The organism is Elongatibacter sediminis, from assembly GCF_037892215.1.
In the GTDB taxonomy this organism is placed as follows: Bacteria; Pseudomonadota; Gammaproteobacteria; order Xanthomonadales; family SZUA-36; genus Elongatibacter; species Elongatibacter sediminis.
In genome coordinates this window covers 150,996-165,162 of record NZ_JAZHOG010000007.1, presented here as the reverse complement: position 1 = coordinate 165,162, position 14,167 = coordinate 150,996, and the positions used below count along the sequence as shown (strand labels likewise).

Sequence of the window (14,167 nt, the reverse complement as noted above, 5' to 3'; positions counted from 1 at the left end):
CTCAAACCCCGCTGCGCGCCATCAGCATCTTCTTGATTTCAGCGATCGCCTTGGCGGGGTTGAGACCCTTGGGACAGGTGCGGGTGCAATTCATGATGGTGTGACAGCGATAGAGCTTGAACGGGTCTTCGAGATCGTCGAGCCGCTCGCCCGTCGCTTCGTCCCGCGAATCCGCCAGCCAGCGGTACGCCTGCAACAGAATGGCCGGTCCCAGGTACCGGTCTCCGTTCCACCAGTAACTCGGGCACGAGGTGGAACAACAGGCACAGAGAATGCATTCATACAGCCCGTCGAGCTGCTCACGGTCTTCGTGTGACTGCAGTCGTTCGCGATCGGGCGGCGCGGTGCTCTGGGTGCGCAACCACGGCTGAATGGACGCGTACTGGGCATAGAAATGCGTCATGTCCGGCACCAGATCCTTGACCACCGGCAGATGGGGCAAGGGGTAGATTTTCACGTCGCCGGAAATGTCCTCGATCGGCATCGTGCACGCCAGCGTATTGACGCCATCGATGTTCATCGCGCAGGAACCGCAGATTCCCTCACGGCACGAGCGGCGGAACGTCAGGGTCGGATCAATTTCATTCTTGATCTTGATGATGGCGTCCAGAACCATCGGACCGCAGCTGTCCAGATCCACCTCGTAGCGGTCCACGCTGGGATTCGCCTCGTCATCGGGGCTCCAGCGGTAGATCACGAAGGTCTTGGTATTACCTGCACTCTCCGGCGCGGCGAAGGTCTTGCCGCCGCGGATCCTGGAATGTTCGGGAAGTTGGAATTCAGCCATGCTTCAATGTCTCCGGCGCCTGTGCGCCAAACTCAGTAAACGCGCGCCTTCGGCGGCACGACTTCGACGTCGTCGCTGAGGGTGACCATGTGGACCGGCCGGTAATCGATACTGACCCGCCCTGCATCGTCGAGCCAGCTCAACGTATGTTTCATCCACTCGGTGTCGTCGCGGTTCGGGTAATCCTCACGGGCATGCGCCCCGCGGCTTTCCTTGCGGTTCTCGGCCGATATCATCGTGGTGACCGCGCACCCCAGCAGATTGCGCAGTTCGAGGGTTTCGACCAGGTCGGAATTCCACACCAGTGAACGGTCGCTGACCCCCACTTCGGCGAAGCTGCGATTGACCACGTCGATCTTCTGACAGCCTTCCTGCAGAACCTCACCGGTCCGGAAGACCGCCGCGTTGGATTGCATCACCTGCTGCATGTCATCACGAATCTCCGCCGTCGGCCGGTTGCCGGAGGCATTCCGCAGGCGGTCGAACTCACCGACCACCTGGTCGGTCACCCGATCGGGCAGTGAAGGATGCCGCGATCCCGGCTCGATAACCTCGGCGCAACGGTGCGCCACCGCACGCCCGAAAACGATAATGTCCAGCAGCGAATTGGAGCCCAGGCGGTTGGCGCCGTGCACCGAAACGCAGGCGGCCTCGCCAATGGCGAACAGCCCCGGTACCACGGTATCCGGATCGCCATTCTTCAGGGTTACGACTTCGCCGTGATAATTGGTAGGAATTCCACCCATGTTGTAGTGCACGGTGGGCAGCACCGGAATGGGTTCCTTCGCCACGTCCACGCCGGCAAAGATGCGCGCGGTTTCCGCGATACCCGGCAGGCGCTCATTGATGACGTCGGCTCCCAGGTGTTGCAGGTTCAGATAGATGTGGTCCTCGCGCGCGCCGACGCCCCGCCCTTCACGAATTTCAATGGTCATTGAACGGCTGACCACATCACGCGAGGCGAGGTCCTTGGCGTTCGGCGCGTAGCGCTCCATGAACCGCTCGCCCTGCGAGTTGGTCAGGTAACCGCCTTCGCCGCGCACGCCCTCGGTGATCAGGCAGCCCGCGCCGTACACCCCGGTCGGGTGGAACTGCACGAACTCCATATCCTGCAATGGCAGACCGGCCCGCAGCACCATGCCGTTGCCGTCGCCGGTGCAGGTATGGGCCGAGGTGCAGGAGAAAAATGAACGGCCGTACCCGCCGGTGGCGAGGATGACCGCATGGGCGCGAAAAACATGCAATGTGCCGTTGGCCAGATCCCAGGCCAGCACACCGCGGCAGACGCCATCGTCGTCCATCAGGAGGTCGGTGGCGAAATATTCGATGTAGAAGGTCGCGTCGTGTTTGAGCGACTGCTGATACAGCGTATGCAGAATCGCGTGCCCGGTGCGGTCGGCCGCCGCGCAGGTGCGCTGGGCCGTTCCTTCACCGAAATGCGTGGTCATGCCGCCGAACGGGCGCTGGTAAATGCGGCCGTCCTCGGTGCGTGAAAACGGCACCCCGAAATGCTCCAGTTCGATAACCGAAGGCACGGCTTCGCGGCACATGTATTCGATGGCGTCCTGGTCACCCAGCCAGTCCGAACCCTTGATGGTGTCGTACATGTGCCAGCGCCAGTCGTCCTCGCCCATGTTGCCCAGGGCCGCGGACATGCCACCCTGCGCGGCCACGGTGTGGCTGCGGGTCGGGAATACCTTCGAGATGCAGGCGGTATTCAGCCCGGTAGCCGCCAGACCCATGGTCGCGCGCAACCCGGCGCCGCCGGCCCCGACGACGACGACGTCGTACTGGTGTTGTTGTATGTCGTAGGCTTTGCTCATTTCGTTACGACCCAAGGGTAAGTTTCAGAATATGGACAACCCCGAACACCGCGCCGGTGAGCGCCAGGGCGCGCACGGCGAAATGCAGGGTCAGTTCAACCGCTCGACGGTGCACGTAATCTTCGATGACGACCTGCAGACCGAGCGTCGCGTGATACAGCAGGGTCAGTACCAGCAGGATGAGTCCGGTCGCATTCCAGGGACGGCCGACGAATGCCGCCGCTTCGGCGTGAGTGGCGCCCCCCAGGCTGACCAGGGCGTATACGGCCCAGGGAATCAGAATCAGCAGCAGAACCGCCGAGATGCGCTGAGCGATCCAGTGGTGAACACCGCCGCCGGCGCTGCCGTGTCCGCGGGCCCGCGCCAACGGGTGTCTGAACGCGCTCATGCCAGCACCCCCAGGGTGATGACGGTGCAGATGGCGCTGAGGACCAGAACCGCCCAGCCGGAGCGATAGGCGGCCTCCAGTTCCAGCATGCGGCCGGTGTCCCACACCAGGTGGCGCACGCCGTTGAAGAAATGGAACCACAGGCTGAACAGCAGAACGAGGCCAAGCGCCAGGCCAGGCAAGCCCCCGAGCACCGCGGTCATCGACCGGTAGGCATCGGGTCCACTGCTGACGGCCGCCAGCCACCACAGCATCAACGGTGCGCCAACGAGGCTCAGCAGCACACCGGTCAGACGGTGGGTGATGGAAAGCATGGAAGTCAGTTGAGGCCGGTAATACGGGCCGATCATGAACGGAGACAGCGGTCTTTGCTTCACTTCTCTGATTCCTGGATACGAAACGTGAGGGGAGCCCGCCGGCCGGATTCGGTCAACGGCAAGCCCCTAGAAATCGGTGCAACGCCCATTTTTTTCCCAATCCCCGTAGCGCGTGGGTTCCGGCCCCTTGCGCCCGCCAATCTCGCGAACGGCAGCGTTATCGCTGCCGCGGTGATCGGCCACGGCATGTGTTTTCGGGGGGGCGGAATTCGGAGCCGGACTTTCTGGCTTGCCGGCTGTCGCGCTGACCTCGCCCGTTCCGGCATCTGAACGGGATTTGGGCGGCAACGATTCGGTCGGGCCTGAAATTTCGGGCGTCATTTTTTGCAGGTCGAACACAACCCGGAAAGCCTACTGATTCAGCGTTCGTTAATCAAGGAAAAAACCCACTGAAAGCAGGTCGTAACACCGACAAATTCGGTACAATGCGCCGTATGCGGCATTCGGCAGATTATCCCCGCGTTCCCATCGCGTGAACACCGTGATCCCCCTCCCCTACCTGACCGTTTTCCGGGTCCGGGGCCCCGATGCGGCCACCTTCCTGCACGGGCAGATGGCCGCGGACCTGGAGAACCTGGACGAAGGCGACGCGACCTTTTCCGCCTACTGCTCTCCGCGCGGTCAGGTCATCGCCATGCTGCTGATCCAGCGCACCGGCAACGACTGGCTGCTGGCCGGCCACAGCGAACTGATGGAGCCCGTGATCGAGCGCCTGAGGCGGTTCGTGCTGCGGGCGGACGTTCAATTCGAAGCCGAGACCGGCTCATTGGCCGGGGTCCCGAAACCCGGCAAGGCCCGGGGGACGGTTACGCCGGGCGGAACCGGATTGCATTATGTCTTTGGCAACAACTCGGCGGCGGCCCCGGAAACTGCCGTGTCCGATTGGCGGTGGCGGGAACTGGAACAGGGGGTGAGCTGGCTCGGACCCGCCAGCAGTGAACGATTCATCCCGCAGATGATCGGTCTGGATCGCATTGGCGCGGTGAGTTTCAGCAAGGGCTGTTTCCCCGGCCAGGAGGTCATTGCCCGGGCCCGCTACCTGGGCAAGGTCAAGCGCGGTCCCGTGCTAGTGGCTTTTCGCGGTCTATCCGATCTGGCCGTCGGCGACGATGTCAGCCTGACGGCGGATGACCAATCGGCGGACGGAGTGGTGGTGGAACTGGTGCGCCGGGCCGACGATGCCGTCCTGGTGGTGGTGGTCAGTTCGCTGGATGAATCCGCACCGGTCAGGCGCATCGAACACCGTGGCGAAAACGCGCAGGCGGATCGGATTCAGCGCCTGGACTGAACACCGGTGCGCGGTGGGCGGAAGTGGCGGCTGGTCGCGGCCACTGACAGCCCTGCCCGATCAGCGCTGGGCCACCAGGTAGCAGATCCACCCGGCGTCGGCATCACCCACTTCGCTGGGCTCGTAAATGCCGTTCCCCTCGTTGCTGTCCTCGTCGGTGCCTTCCCAGTAGACCTCAGCCGAAACGAAACCGGCTTCCAACAGTAACTCCCGGATTTCCGGCAGGGTCCACAACCGCCACTGATAACTGAAGGCGCGGTCCATGCGGGAGCCGTCGGGAAATTCAAAGTGGATGTGGCAGGTCATCCCGGAATCGATCGGATTGAAGTCGGCCTGGTCCCAGATGTAGGTGAACCCGTCGCATTCCCGGCTCTCCTCGATCTCGCGCGGCGCGTCGTAACCGCCGTAGGCGTCAAGAACGAAGATACCGTCCTCACTGAGGCCGTCGAAGACACTGCGGAAGTACGCCAGCAATTCCGGCCGGGAGCGAAACAACCAGTAACTGAAGTTCATCGCCAACACGATGTCGGCCGCGCCGCAGTCAGCCTCCAGCACGTCGCCCTGAAGCAGGTCGATGCGTTCGCTTTCATCGGCGTCGAGCGTGGTCAGGTTATGACGCACACCCCAATCCAGCACGTCACCGTCGATATCGACGCCGATGGCGTAATGATCCTCGCTTCGCCGCACCCATTCGCAGGCGGTGTTCGCCGTGCCACAGAAATCCTCACGCAGAACCCCGGCCGGCCGGTCCCGCAATGCGTTCCAGGTTTCCAGCACGAAGTCGATTTCGGCTTCGGTGTCCTGCACCGAACGCTGGTACAGGTCATGCGGGTCGGCCAGATCGGCCATTTTCTTTTTCTTGCGCATCAAAGCCATGTTCGGGGTATCTCGATCCGGTGCTGAAGGGGTGGGCGATTATCCGTCTGCCACGGATTCCGTGTGTGATGGATAGTGGTCGGCCACATATTTTTCAATCATGTCGAGGAATTCCCCGGTCAGGTTTTCCCCGCGCAAGGTAGCCTGCTTCTCACCATCCACGAAGACCGGTGCGACCGGCGCTTCACCGGTTCCCGGCAAGCTGATGCCGATGTTGGCGTGGCGGCTTTCGCCCGGCCCGTTGACCACGCAGCCCATCACCGCCAGGGTGAGGTTTTCGACCCCATCGAAACGGGTCCGCCATTCCGGCATCCGCCGCCGCACGAAGTCCTGAACGTCACTGGCCAGGCTCTGGAAAAACGTACTGGTCGTACGGCCGCAGCCCGGGCATGCGGTGACCATCGGGGAAAAGGCGCGCAAGCCCATGCTTTGCAGCAGTTCCTGCGCCACCACCACCTCATCGGTGCGCGGCTGGCCCGGCGCGGGAGTCAGGGAGATCCGGATGGTGTCGCCGATGCCTTCCTGCAGCAGCACCGCGAGCGCGGCGGTGGATGAAACAATCCCCTTGCTGCCCATGCCGGCCTCGGTCAGGCCCAGGTGCAGCGGATAGTCGCAACGCCGCGCCAGCGATCGGTACACCGCGATCAGGTCCTGTACGTCGCTGACCTTGCAGGACAGAATGATGCGATCGTGCCCGAGGCCCAGTTCCTCGGCCTGCGCCGCGCTGTCGACGGCCGAACGGATCAGCGCTTCGCGCATGACCTCGTGCGCCTCCAACGGCTCGTCACCGCGTGCGTTTTCATCCATCAGGGCCGCCAGCAGCTTCTGGTCCAGGCTGCCCCAGTTGACTCCGATCCGCACCGGTTTATCGTGCTCGATGGCCAGCCGCACGATGGTCGCGAATTGTTCGTCGCGTTTGCGGCCGAAGCCCACGTTGCCGGGATTGATCCGGTACTTGGCCAGCAGGCGGGCGCACTCGGGCACGGCGGTCAGCAACTGGTGTCCGTTGTAATGGAAATCGCCCACCAGCGGAACGTCGCAGGACATCATGTCGAGGCGGCGAACGATCTCCGGAACGGCTTCCGCGGCTTGCAGCGTGTTGACCGTGATGCGGACAATTTCCGAACCGGCCCGGGCGAGGTCCGCGACCTGCTCGGCCGTGCCCTTCACGTCGGCCGTGTCGGTATTGGTCATCGACTGCACCACGACGGGCTGACGGCCGCCGACCGGCACATGGCCGATGCGGACGGTGGGCGTTTCACGGCGGTGAGATAAAGAAGTCATGGAATGCCTGGTCTTTGCGTTGCCGATCCGTGGCCGGTTACGGGTTGGAACCGGTATCCCCGGCGGCGTCTTCGGATGCATCGGGAACGCGCCCTTCGTACGCCTGGTGGTGACGGGAATCGGAGATGACGGGCCAGGCCGACTGCAGGTAGGACCACATCGACCACAGGGTCAGGGCCGCCGCCGTGTACAACAGGATTTCACCGATCAGGGCAATCGGCAACGGGCCGAGGTCCTCGTGGTACAACAGGAAACCGATGGCGGTCATCTGGAATCCCGTTTTGGTCTTGCCGATCCACGACACACTGACCAGCGCCCGTTCACCAATACCCGACATCCATTCACGCAGCGCTGAAATCGTGATTTCACGCCCGACGATGACGGCGGCGGAGATGGCGAACACAACCTCGCGAATTTCCTGCTGCTGCACCAGCAGTATCAGGGCCGTCGCCACCATGATTTTGTCGGCCACCGGATCGAGAAACTCACCAAACCGGGTCAACTGACCGATCCGCCGCGCCAGGTAGCCGTCGGCCCAATCCGTGACCGCGGCCAGAATGAACACCGCCACGGTGGCGATATTGGACCACCCGAACGGCAGATAGAACAGCACCACCAACACAGGAACCAGCGCGATGCGCATCAGGGTCAGCAGTGTCGGAAGCGTCATGGGCATTGTGGGACCGGTCCGCAATCGCGGGCTGTGAAACGGCCAGCGGATGATGGCGCCGCAGGCCTGAGGCGTACATTATTGCAGACCGCCGCCCCCAAAGTCACCGGATTCCGAACAAGCGGATCGCAGGATTCAGTGCAGGGTGCGAAAAATCTGTTCGGCCAGGTGGCGGTTGATGCCGGGCACGCTGGCGAGTTCCTCCACGCCGGCCTTGCGCACGCCCTGCAGACCCCCGAAATGGCTGAGCAACTGGCGCCGGCGCTTGGGGCCCACCCCCGGAATGTCTTCCAGGCCGGAATGGGTCGATGCCTTGGTTCGGCTGGCCCGGTGCCCGGTAATGGCGAAACGGTGTGCTTCGTCCCGAATGCGCTGCACCAGGTGCGATGCCGGAGAAGCCGGACCCGGGTACAAGGGAGCCTGCGGCGGCGGGCGTACCCACTCTTCGTAACCCGGACGCCGCGAGGGCCCCTTGGCCACCCCGACCAGGGCGACGTCGTTGAGCCCCAGATCGGCCAGCACCTCGATGGCCTGCTTGAGCTGACCCTTGCCGCCATCGATCAGTACGAGGTCCGGCAGCTCACCCTCCTCCGCCTGCAACCTGCCGTAGCGCCGGGTCAGCACCTGTTTCATGGCGGCGTAGTCATCGCCCGGCGTAATGTCGCGCAGCTTGTATCGGCGGTAACAGGATTTCACCGGACCCGAGGCATCGAAGGCCACGCAGGAGCCCATGGCCTGGCTGCCCGCCGTGTGGGAAATATCGAAGCATTCGATGCTGGCCGGCACTTCGTCGAGCCCCAGTTCGTCGCGCAGCGACTCCAGTTGCCGCTGCACGTTCGCTTCGCTGGCCAGCCGCAGACCCAGCGCCTGCGCTGCGTTTTTCTGCGCCAGTTCGACCATCTGCCGACGCGCGCCACGCGGATGCGGCTGGATTTGCACCTTGCGCCCCGCCGCCGCGCTCAGGGCATCGGCAAGCAGATCCCGGTCCTCGATGGCGTGAGACAGCACGATGTGCGCCGGCGGCAACCGGTTCTGATAGTACTGGCCGACGAAGGCATTCAGAACTTCGCCGGCCTCGCGGTGTTCGGCCTGGCTGGGGAAGTGACTGCGCTGGCCGAGATTGCGCCCGCCGCGAACCGACACCACCTGCACGCAGCTCTTGCCGCGGTCCTGGGCGACGGCGACGAAATCCACGTCGCCGCCTCCGGAAACAAATTGGTGGGCCTGCATCTGCTTCAGCGCATTGATCTGGTCGCGGTACATCGCCGCCGCCTCGTACTCCTGGCGCTCCGCGGCCTCTTCCATGCGGCGGATCAGCCGGGTGAGGATTTTCTGGTCGCGCCCTTCCAGGAACAACACCGCGTCGCTGACCTGCTCGGCGTATTCCTCCGCGGTCACGAAGCCCACGCACGGCGCCGTGCACCGGCGGATCTGGTACTGCAGGCACGGCCGCTTGCGGTGCTCGAAGTAGCTGTCCTCGCAATTACGAATACGGAACAGCTTCTGGATCAGGCTCAGGCTTTCGCGCACCGAACCCGCCGACGGATACGGCCCGAAATAGCGGTTGCCGGAATCCTTCGCGCCGCGGTGAAACGTGATGCGGGGAAACTGGTGCCGGTCGGTAACCACGATCCGGGGGTAGGATTTGTCGTCGCGCAGCAGGATGTTGTAGCGCGGTTTGAGCGATTTGATCCATTCGTTCTCGAGCAGCAGGGCTTCGCCTTCGGTGCGCGTCAGGCTGACTTCCATCGATTCGACCTGCGCCAGCATGCGCATGATGCGATCGACTTTCGGCCGCGTGTCGAAATAGCTGGCCACCCGCTTGCGCAGATTGCGGGCCTTGCCGACATACAGCGCCCGCTCTTCGGCGTCCCGCATCATGTACACACCGGGACCCGTCGGCAGACGGCCCGCGAACACCTTGCCGTCGAAGCCGGGACCGGCCCCGCCCTCTGGCGCTTCGTCACTCACGACAATTGCCCGCGGACGCGCTCGAGATCGGCCTCGGTATCAACGCCGGCGGGAATGGGCCGGCAGGCGCGCGCCATGGCAATGCGCCCCCCGCTTTCCAGCACCCGCAGCTGCTCCAGGCGTTCGGCGATTTCCAGCGGTGACGGCGGGCGCGCCGCGAACTCGCGGAGTGCACCGACCCGGTAGGCGTACAGCCCGACATGGCGCTTCCATGTCTGTCCCGCCCGCAAGGCCTGGGACACATCACCCCAGGCGCGCGGAAAAGGCAGCACGGAACGGCTGAAGAACAAGGCCGAGCCATCCGCCGCCGTCACCACCTTGACCACGTTCGGATCGGCGATTTCCGCTTCATCCTGCAGGGGCCACCACAGGCTGGCCATCGACGCACCCGAATCGTCGGCCAGCAGGCCGGCCACCTGATCCAGGCATTCCGGCGGCATCAGGGGTTCGTCGCCCTGCAGATTGACCACCAGCGCATCGTCCGGCCAGCCGCTCAGCGCGGCGCACTCGGCGATTCGATCGGTACCGCTCTGGTGCGCGGCCGAGGTCATCAGGGCCTCGCCACCGAACACGCCGGCGGCCGACGCGATGCGCTCGTCATCGGTGGCGATGATCACTGTCTCGGCGGAAGCCGCGCACGCACGACGATAAACGTGCTGGACCAGCGGTTGACCGGCAATATCCGCCAACGGCTTGCCGGGCAGACGTTCCGAGGCCATGCGCGCGGGAATGACGATGTGATAGCGAGCCGTCACGCCGGCGTGACCGCCTGGAGCATGCGTTCGGCAATCGCGCCTTCCCAGCGGGCCGGCAGGCTCGCGTCGATGGACAGGTACCAGGCATTCTCGAGTCCCATGCCGCGGCATTTTACCGCGTCCTTCTCGGTCATGATCAGTGGCAGGCCCGGTTCAAGCCGTTCCAGGTCGGCCGCGACATAGCGGTGATGATCGGGAAACACGTAGCGGTTGAGCTTCAAGCCGGCCTGTTCCAGCACGCGAAAGAATCGTTCCGGATTGCCGATACCGGCCACGGCGTTGGCCCGGCAACCCGCGAACTGGGAAATCCGCCACGACTCCCGGTCATCGAGAGAACGGAGCGGTCCGGGAAGCAACTGCATCGCGACCGCGCCCACCAGCCGCGGTTCGGCCAGCGGGTCCGCGGTATTGACCACCACGTGATCCACCCGGCGCAGGCGCTCCACCGGCTCGCGCAGGGGTCCGGCAGGCAGCAGACGGCCATTGCCGAACTGGCGCTGGGCATCGACGACACAGATTTCCAGGGTGCGTGGCAAGCGATGGTGTTGCAGACCGTCGTCGGTCACGATCACGTCGGCGCCGCCGGCCAGCAGGCTGCGCGCGGCGGCGCAGCGGTCGGATCCCACCGCCACCGGCAAGCCGGTGCGGCCCGCCATCAGCAGGGCCTCGTCGCCCACGACCGCGGCCGACGAGTTTTCGCTCACGCGCACCACACCGCGCCGCCGTCCGCCGTAGCCCCGGCTGACGATGCCCGGCTTCAGTCCGGCCTCCCGCAACACCTGGCACAGGCGGATGACCAGGGGCGTCTTGCCGCTACCACCGGCGGTCAGGTTGCCGACCACGACGATGGGTGCATTCAGCAGATCGGGTGGACGCCGATAGCGCCCGATGGCGCGATGAGTGAGAAAAACCACCCGGTAGACCGGCGCCAGCGCACGCAGCCACCAGGGAGCCTCGGCAGCGCCATACCAGATGCCGTTGAGCCAGCTTTCAATCCTGCCCCGCACCGTTTGCCCGCTCCCTGCCGAATTGCGTGTGGTAGAGGCTGGCGTAGACCTTGCCGTTCGCCAGCAGTTCCTCGTGAGTACCGGACTCGATGACCCGTCCACTCTCCAGCACGATGACCTGGTCGGCGTTTTCTATGGTCGACAAGCGGTGGGCAATGACCAGGGTCGTGCGGTGCTTCATGACCTCGGCGAGGGCTTCCTGGATAGCGCGTTCGGATTCATTGTCGAGCGCCGAAGTGGCTTCATCCAGAATCAGGATGGGCGCGTCCTTGAGCAGGGCTCGCGCGATGGCCAGGCGCTGGCGCTGACCACCCGACAGCAGGGTACCGTTCTCGCCGACCAGGGTGTCGAGCTGCTGCGGAAGTTTCTCGATAAACCCCATCGCATGGGCGGCGCGCGCCGCGTCCTCGATGGCTTCACGCGAGGCCTCGGCGAGCGCGCCATAGGCGATGTTGCCGGCCACGCTGTCGTTGAACAACACCACGTCCTGGCTGACCAGTGCGATCTGGCTGCGCAGATTGTCGAGCCGGTATTCCTTCAGCTCGCGCCCGTCGAGCAGAACGTGACCAGCGCTGTACGGATAAAACCGGGGCAACAGGCCGGCCAGGGTTGTCTTGCCGCTGCCGGAATGGCCGACCAGCGCAGTGACGCTGCCGGCCGGAACCCGGAAACTGATGTCCTGCAGCACCGGCGTGTCGGTACCGGGGTAGCTGAAGCTCACGTTGCGCAGTTCGATTTCGCCGCGGACCCGTTCCGCCTCGAAGCGCCCGGTATCCTGTTCCGGCTCGGTGTCCAGAACCTGGAATATGCTGTCGGCCGCGGCGACCCCCTTCTGCATCTGCGACTGCACCGTGGTCAGGCGCTTGAGAGGCGGAATGGTGCCGACCATGGCCCAGAAGATCGTCGTGAAGGTGCCGGCCGAAATCGACTCCAGCATGCCCGGCCGGGTCGCCACGATCATCAGCACGACAATCGCCGCGGCTGCCGCCACCTGCACCATTGACGAGCCCGCCAGGTGGGTCGCCTGCATGCGCATGTGCAAGCGCCGCGTCTTGTCGTTGACCGTGGCGAAGCGGTGGATTTCCGCATCCTGCCCCTGGAACACCTTCACCACCCGGTGTCCGGTCACGGCCTCCTCGGTCACGTGGGACACATCGCCCATCGAATCCTGGATGCGGTGGGAAATGCGCCGGAAACGGCGGCTGATGACGGTCACGAGCAGCCCGATCATGGGCACCAGCAGCAGCATCACCAGGGTGAGTTTCAGATTGCTGGTGACCATGACGCCGACCAGCAGGATCACCAGCATCACATCGCGCAGGGCCGAGATGATCGACTTGGTGGCGGCATTGGCGACCTGTTCGCTGTTATAGGCCAGCTTGGAGATCAACGAGCCCGAACTGAAGCGGTCGAAGAATGCCGCCGGCAAAGCCGTGTACTGGCGGAACAGTTCATACCGCAGATCCGCGACCACCTTGCGGCCGACCCACTCCATGCCGTAAACGCCGGCGAAATTGCCGATGATCCGACCCACACTGATCAGTACGATTATGCCGGCCAGCCACAAACCGAACGCCGAGTCCTTGCCCACGAACACGCGATCGATCAGCGGTTCCATGAACTTGACGAACGCCGCCTGCATGGCGGCATCCAGCGTCACCCCGAGCACCCCCAGGGCGAACATCCAGCCGTAACGGCGGGTGTACGTCCACAGGCGGCCGTACACGGCCATGGAGGAGGCTTCGGTGCGGCTCATCTGTCCGGGCTCAGTCCGTACCGCTGGACCGGTCGGCGGCAATCGAGAGGTTGGTGAAGCCGAGCCGGGCGGCGACATCCATCGCCGTGACGACGTAATGATGGGGCGTTTCCCGGTCGGCCCGCAGGATCAGGGGCAGGTCGCGGTTCTCACCCACCGCTTCACTGAACGCAGCGGCGAGAGTGGCATCGCTGGAATCGATCAACTGGCGCTCGTTGAGGTACATGCGCCCGGTAGCGTCGATCACGAGTTCCAGCCGTTCGGGCAGATCACGCGGCGCTTCGACCTCACTCGCCTCCGGCAGATCGATTTTGAGCGCCGCCTGACGCTCGAATGTCGTGCTCACCATGAAGAAAATCAACAGCAGGAATACCACGTCGATCAGCGACGTGAGATCAATGGTCGGCTCCTCCAGTGATTGTGAGCGCAGTTTCATCGTCGGCCTCGGGGCTTCAACCGCCCGGAACCCGCGCGGTCAACTGCGCCACGTTGCCCCGTTCGATGGCCTCGATCAGCCGGATGGCCTGCTCTTCCATCGTCACCACGTATTCACTCACCCGGCCCTTGAAATAGCGGTAAAAGAAATAGCTGGGTATGGCCACGGTCAGACCGGCCGCGGTGGTGATCAGCGCTTCGGAAATACCGCCCGCGAGTTCATTGGCGTTACCGACGCCGTGGGCGATGATGGCCGAGAAGACCTTGATCATGCCGATCACGGTGCCCAGCAGCCCGAGCAGGGGTGAAATGCCCGCGATGGTTCCCAGGGTATTGAGGAAACGCTCGAGTTCATGCACGACGTGCCTGCCGGTGTCCTCGACGGCTTCCTTGATCAGTTCGCGCGGCCGATGGCGGTTGGCCAGGGCGGCGGCCAACACCCGCCCGAGCGCCGAAGCGGAACGCAACTGCTCGATGTGCCGTTTGTCCAGTTCATGACGGGCGGCCCATTCCTCGACCTGTTCACCCACCCCGGGGGGGATGACCTTGCCCCGGCGCAGGGTCCAGAACCGCTCGGCGATGATGGCCAGTGCCAGCACGGAGCAAACCAGGATCGGCACCATGAGCCATCCGCCGGCATAGATGATTTCAAGCACGCGTGATCACTCCTTTGAAAGCAGCCAACCGAATCATACAGGGCGCAACCGATGCTGGCCACGCGTGCGGGATCGATCCCCCGTTCCCGTTCGG

At 64.1% G+C, this 14,167-nt stretch carries 15 protein-coding genes; 1 reads left to right on the top strand and 14 read right to left on the bottom strand.

All coding sequences use genetic code 11. The annotated features are described in order from the left end of the window. Position 1: 1 nt before the first annotated feature. The 5 genes from V3330_RS11785 to V3330_RS11765 form a co-directional block, all read right to left on the bottom strand. On the bottom strand, positions 2-787 hold the full coding sequence (locus V3330_RS11785; protein ID WP_354695622.1) for a succinate dehydrogenase iron-sulfur subunit: 786 nt from the start codon (positions 785-787) through the stop codon (positions 2-4). Between the two features lie 32 nt (positions 788-819). Continuing rightward, positions 820-2,610, bottom strand: a complete 1,791-nt coding sequence (gene sdhA / locus V3330_RS11780; protein ID WP_354695621.1) for a succinate dehydrogenase flavoprotein subunit — start codon at positions 2,608-2,610, stop codon at positions 820-822. A 4-nt stretch (positions 2,611-2,614) separates the two neighbouring features. After that, positions 2,615-2,998, bottom strand: coding sequence for a succinate dehydrogenase, hydrophobic membrane anchor protein (gene sdhD, locus V3330_RS11775; RefSeq protein WP_354695620.1), 384 nt, complete (start codon positions 2,996-2,998; stop codon positions 2,615-2,617). Then, entirely contained in the window at positions 2,995-3,375 is a 381-nt protein-coding gene (gene sdhC, locus V3330_RS11770; protein ID WP_354695619.1) for a succinate dehydrogenase, cytochrome b556 subunit, read from the bottom strand. Before sdhC ends, sdhD begins: the two co-directional genes overlap by 4 nt. Before the next feature lie 66 nt (positions 3,376-3,441). Then, a complete protein-coding gene (locus V3330_RS11765; RefSeq protein ID WP_354695713.1) occupies positions 3,442-3,696 on the bottom strand; it encodes a DUF1674 domain-containing protein in 255 nt (84 codons plus the stop codon). Positions 3,697-3,856: 160 nt separating this feature from the next. Between V3330_RS11765 and ygfZ the strand changes: the two genes are divergently transcribed. After that, complete coding sequence (ygfZ, locus tag V3330_RS11760) at positions 3,857-4,663, top strand: CAF17-like 4Fe-4S cluster assembly/insertion protein YgfZ (protein WP_354695618.1); 807 nt, start codon at positions 3,857-3,859, stop codon at positions 4,661-4,663. 60 nt (positions 4,664-4,723) lie between these two features. Here ygfZ and V3330_RS11755 read toward each other — a convergent pair whose 3' ends face one another. From V3330_RS11755 to V3330_RS11715, 9 genes are all read right to left on the bottom strand, one after another. Next, positions 4,724-5,539 carry a class I SAM-dependent methyltransferase gene (locus V3330_RS11755; protein WP_354695617.1) on the bottom strand — a complete coding sequence of 272 codons (816 nt, stop codon included), beginning with the start codon at positions 5,537-5,539 and terminating at the stop codon, positions 4,724-4,726. Between the two features lie 39 nt (positions 5,540-5,578). Further along, complete coding sequence (gene ispG, locus V3330_RS11750) at positions 5,579-6,823, bottom strand: flavodoxin-dependent (E)-4-hydroxy-3-methylbut-2-enyl-diphosphate synthase (protein ID WP_354695616.1); 1,245 nt, start codon at positions 6,821-6,823, stop codon at positions 5,579-5,581. A gap of 37 nt (positions 6,824-6,860) precedes the next feature. After that, the gene (pgsA, locus tag V3330_RS11745; protein WP_435791821.1) at positions 6,861-7,499 is read right to left on the bottom strand and encodes a CDP-diacylglycerol--glycerol-3-phosphate 3-phosphatidyltransferase; all 639 of its coding nucleotides are present in this window, start codon (positions 7,497-7,499) and stop codon (positions 6,861-6,863) included. Between the two features lie 129 nt (positions 7,500-7,628). Next, the gene (gene uvrC, locus V3330_RS11740; RefSeq protein WP_435791820.1) at positions 7,629-9,464 is read right to left on the bottom strand and encodes an excinuclease ABC subunit UvrC; all 1,836 of its coding nucleotides are present in this window, start codon (positions 9,462-9,464) and stop codon (positions 7,629-7,631) included. Continuing rightward, a complete protein-coding gene (gene kdsB / locus V3330_RS11735) occupies positions 9,461-10,219 on the bottom strand; it encodes a 3-deoxy-manno-octulosonate cytidylyltransferase (protein WP_354695614.1) in 759 nt (252 codons plus the stop codon). The genes uvrC and kdsB overlap by 4 nt, the downstream gene beginning before the upstream one ends. Further along, positions 10,216-11,226, bottom strand: coding sequence for a tetraacyldisaccharide 4'-kinase (gene lpxK / locus V3330_RS11730; protein ID WP_354695613.1), 1,011 nt, complete (start codon positions 11,224-11,226; stop codon positions 10,216-10,218). The genes kdsB and lpxK overlap by 4 nt, the downstream gene beginning before the upstream one ends. Beyond that, positions 11,210-12,982: a lipid A export permease/ATP-binding protein MsbA gene (gene msbA, locus V3330_RS11725; protein ID WP_354695612.1), complete on the bottom strand. Its 1,773-nt coding sequence runs from the start codon at positions 12,980-12,982 to the stop codon at positions 11,210-11,212. The genes lpxK and msbA overlap by 17 nt, the downstream gene beginning before the upstream one ends. A gap of 10 nt (positions 12,983-12,992) precedes the next feature. Beyond that, a complete protein-coding gene (locus V3330_RS11720) occupies positions 12,993-13,418 on the bottom strand; it encodes an ExbD/TolR family protein (RefSeq protein WP_354695611.1) in 426 nt (141 codons plus the stop codon). Between the two features lie 16 nt (positions 13,419-13,434). Further along, positions 13,435-14,073: a MotA/TolQ/ExbB proton channel family protein gene (locus V3330_RS11715; protein ID WP_354695610.1), complete on the bottom strand. Its 639-nt coding sequence runs from the start codon at positions 14,071-14,073 to the stop codon at positions 13,435-13,437. Positions 14,074-14,167 lie beyond the last annotated feature (94 nt).

What these genes read in the sequence shown, in the direction of transcription:
- V3330_RS11785 (WP_354695622.1), bottom strand. Translation starts at nt 787, where the DNA reads ATGGCTGAATTCCAACTTCCCGAACATTCCAGGATCCGCGGCGGCAAG.
- sdhA (WP_354695621.1), bottom strand. Translation starts at nt 2,610, where the DNA reads ATGAGCAAAGCCTACGACATACAACAACACCAGTACGACGTCGTCGTC.
- sdhD (WP_354695620.1), bottom strand. Translation starts at nt 2,998, where the DNA reads ATGAGCGCGTTCAGACACCCGTTGGCGCGGGCCCGCGGACACGGCAGC.
- V3330_RS11765 (WP_354695713.1), bottom strand. Translation starts at nt 3,696, where the DNA reads ATGACGCCCGAAATTTCAGGCCCGACCGAATCGTTGCCGCCCAAATCC.
- V3330_RS11755 (WP_354695617.1), bottom strand. Translation starts at nt 5,539, where the DNA reads ATGGCTTTGATGCGCAAGAAAAAGAAAATGGCCGATCTGGCCGACCCG.
- ispG (WP_354695616.1), bottom strand. Translation starts at nt 6,823, where the DNA reads ATGACTTCTTTATCTCACCGCCGTGAAACGCCCACCGTCCGCATCGGC.
- pgsA (WP_435791821.1), bottom strand. Translation starts at nt 7,499, where the DNA reads ATGCCCATGACGCTTCCGACACTGCTGACCCTGATGCGCATCGCGCTG.
- msbA (WP_354695612.1), bottom strand. Translation starts at nt 12,982, where the DNA reads ATGAGCCGCACCGAAGCCTCCTCCATGGCCGTGTACGGCCGCCTGTGG.
- V3330_RS11720 (WP_354695611.1), bottom strand. Translation starts at nt 13,418, where the DNA reads ATGAAACTGCGCTCACAATCACTGGAGGAGCCGACCATTGATCTCACG.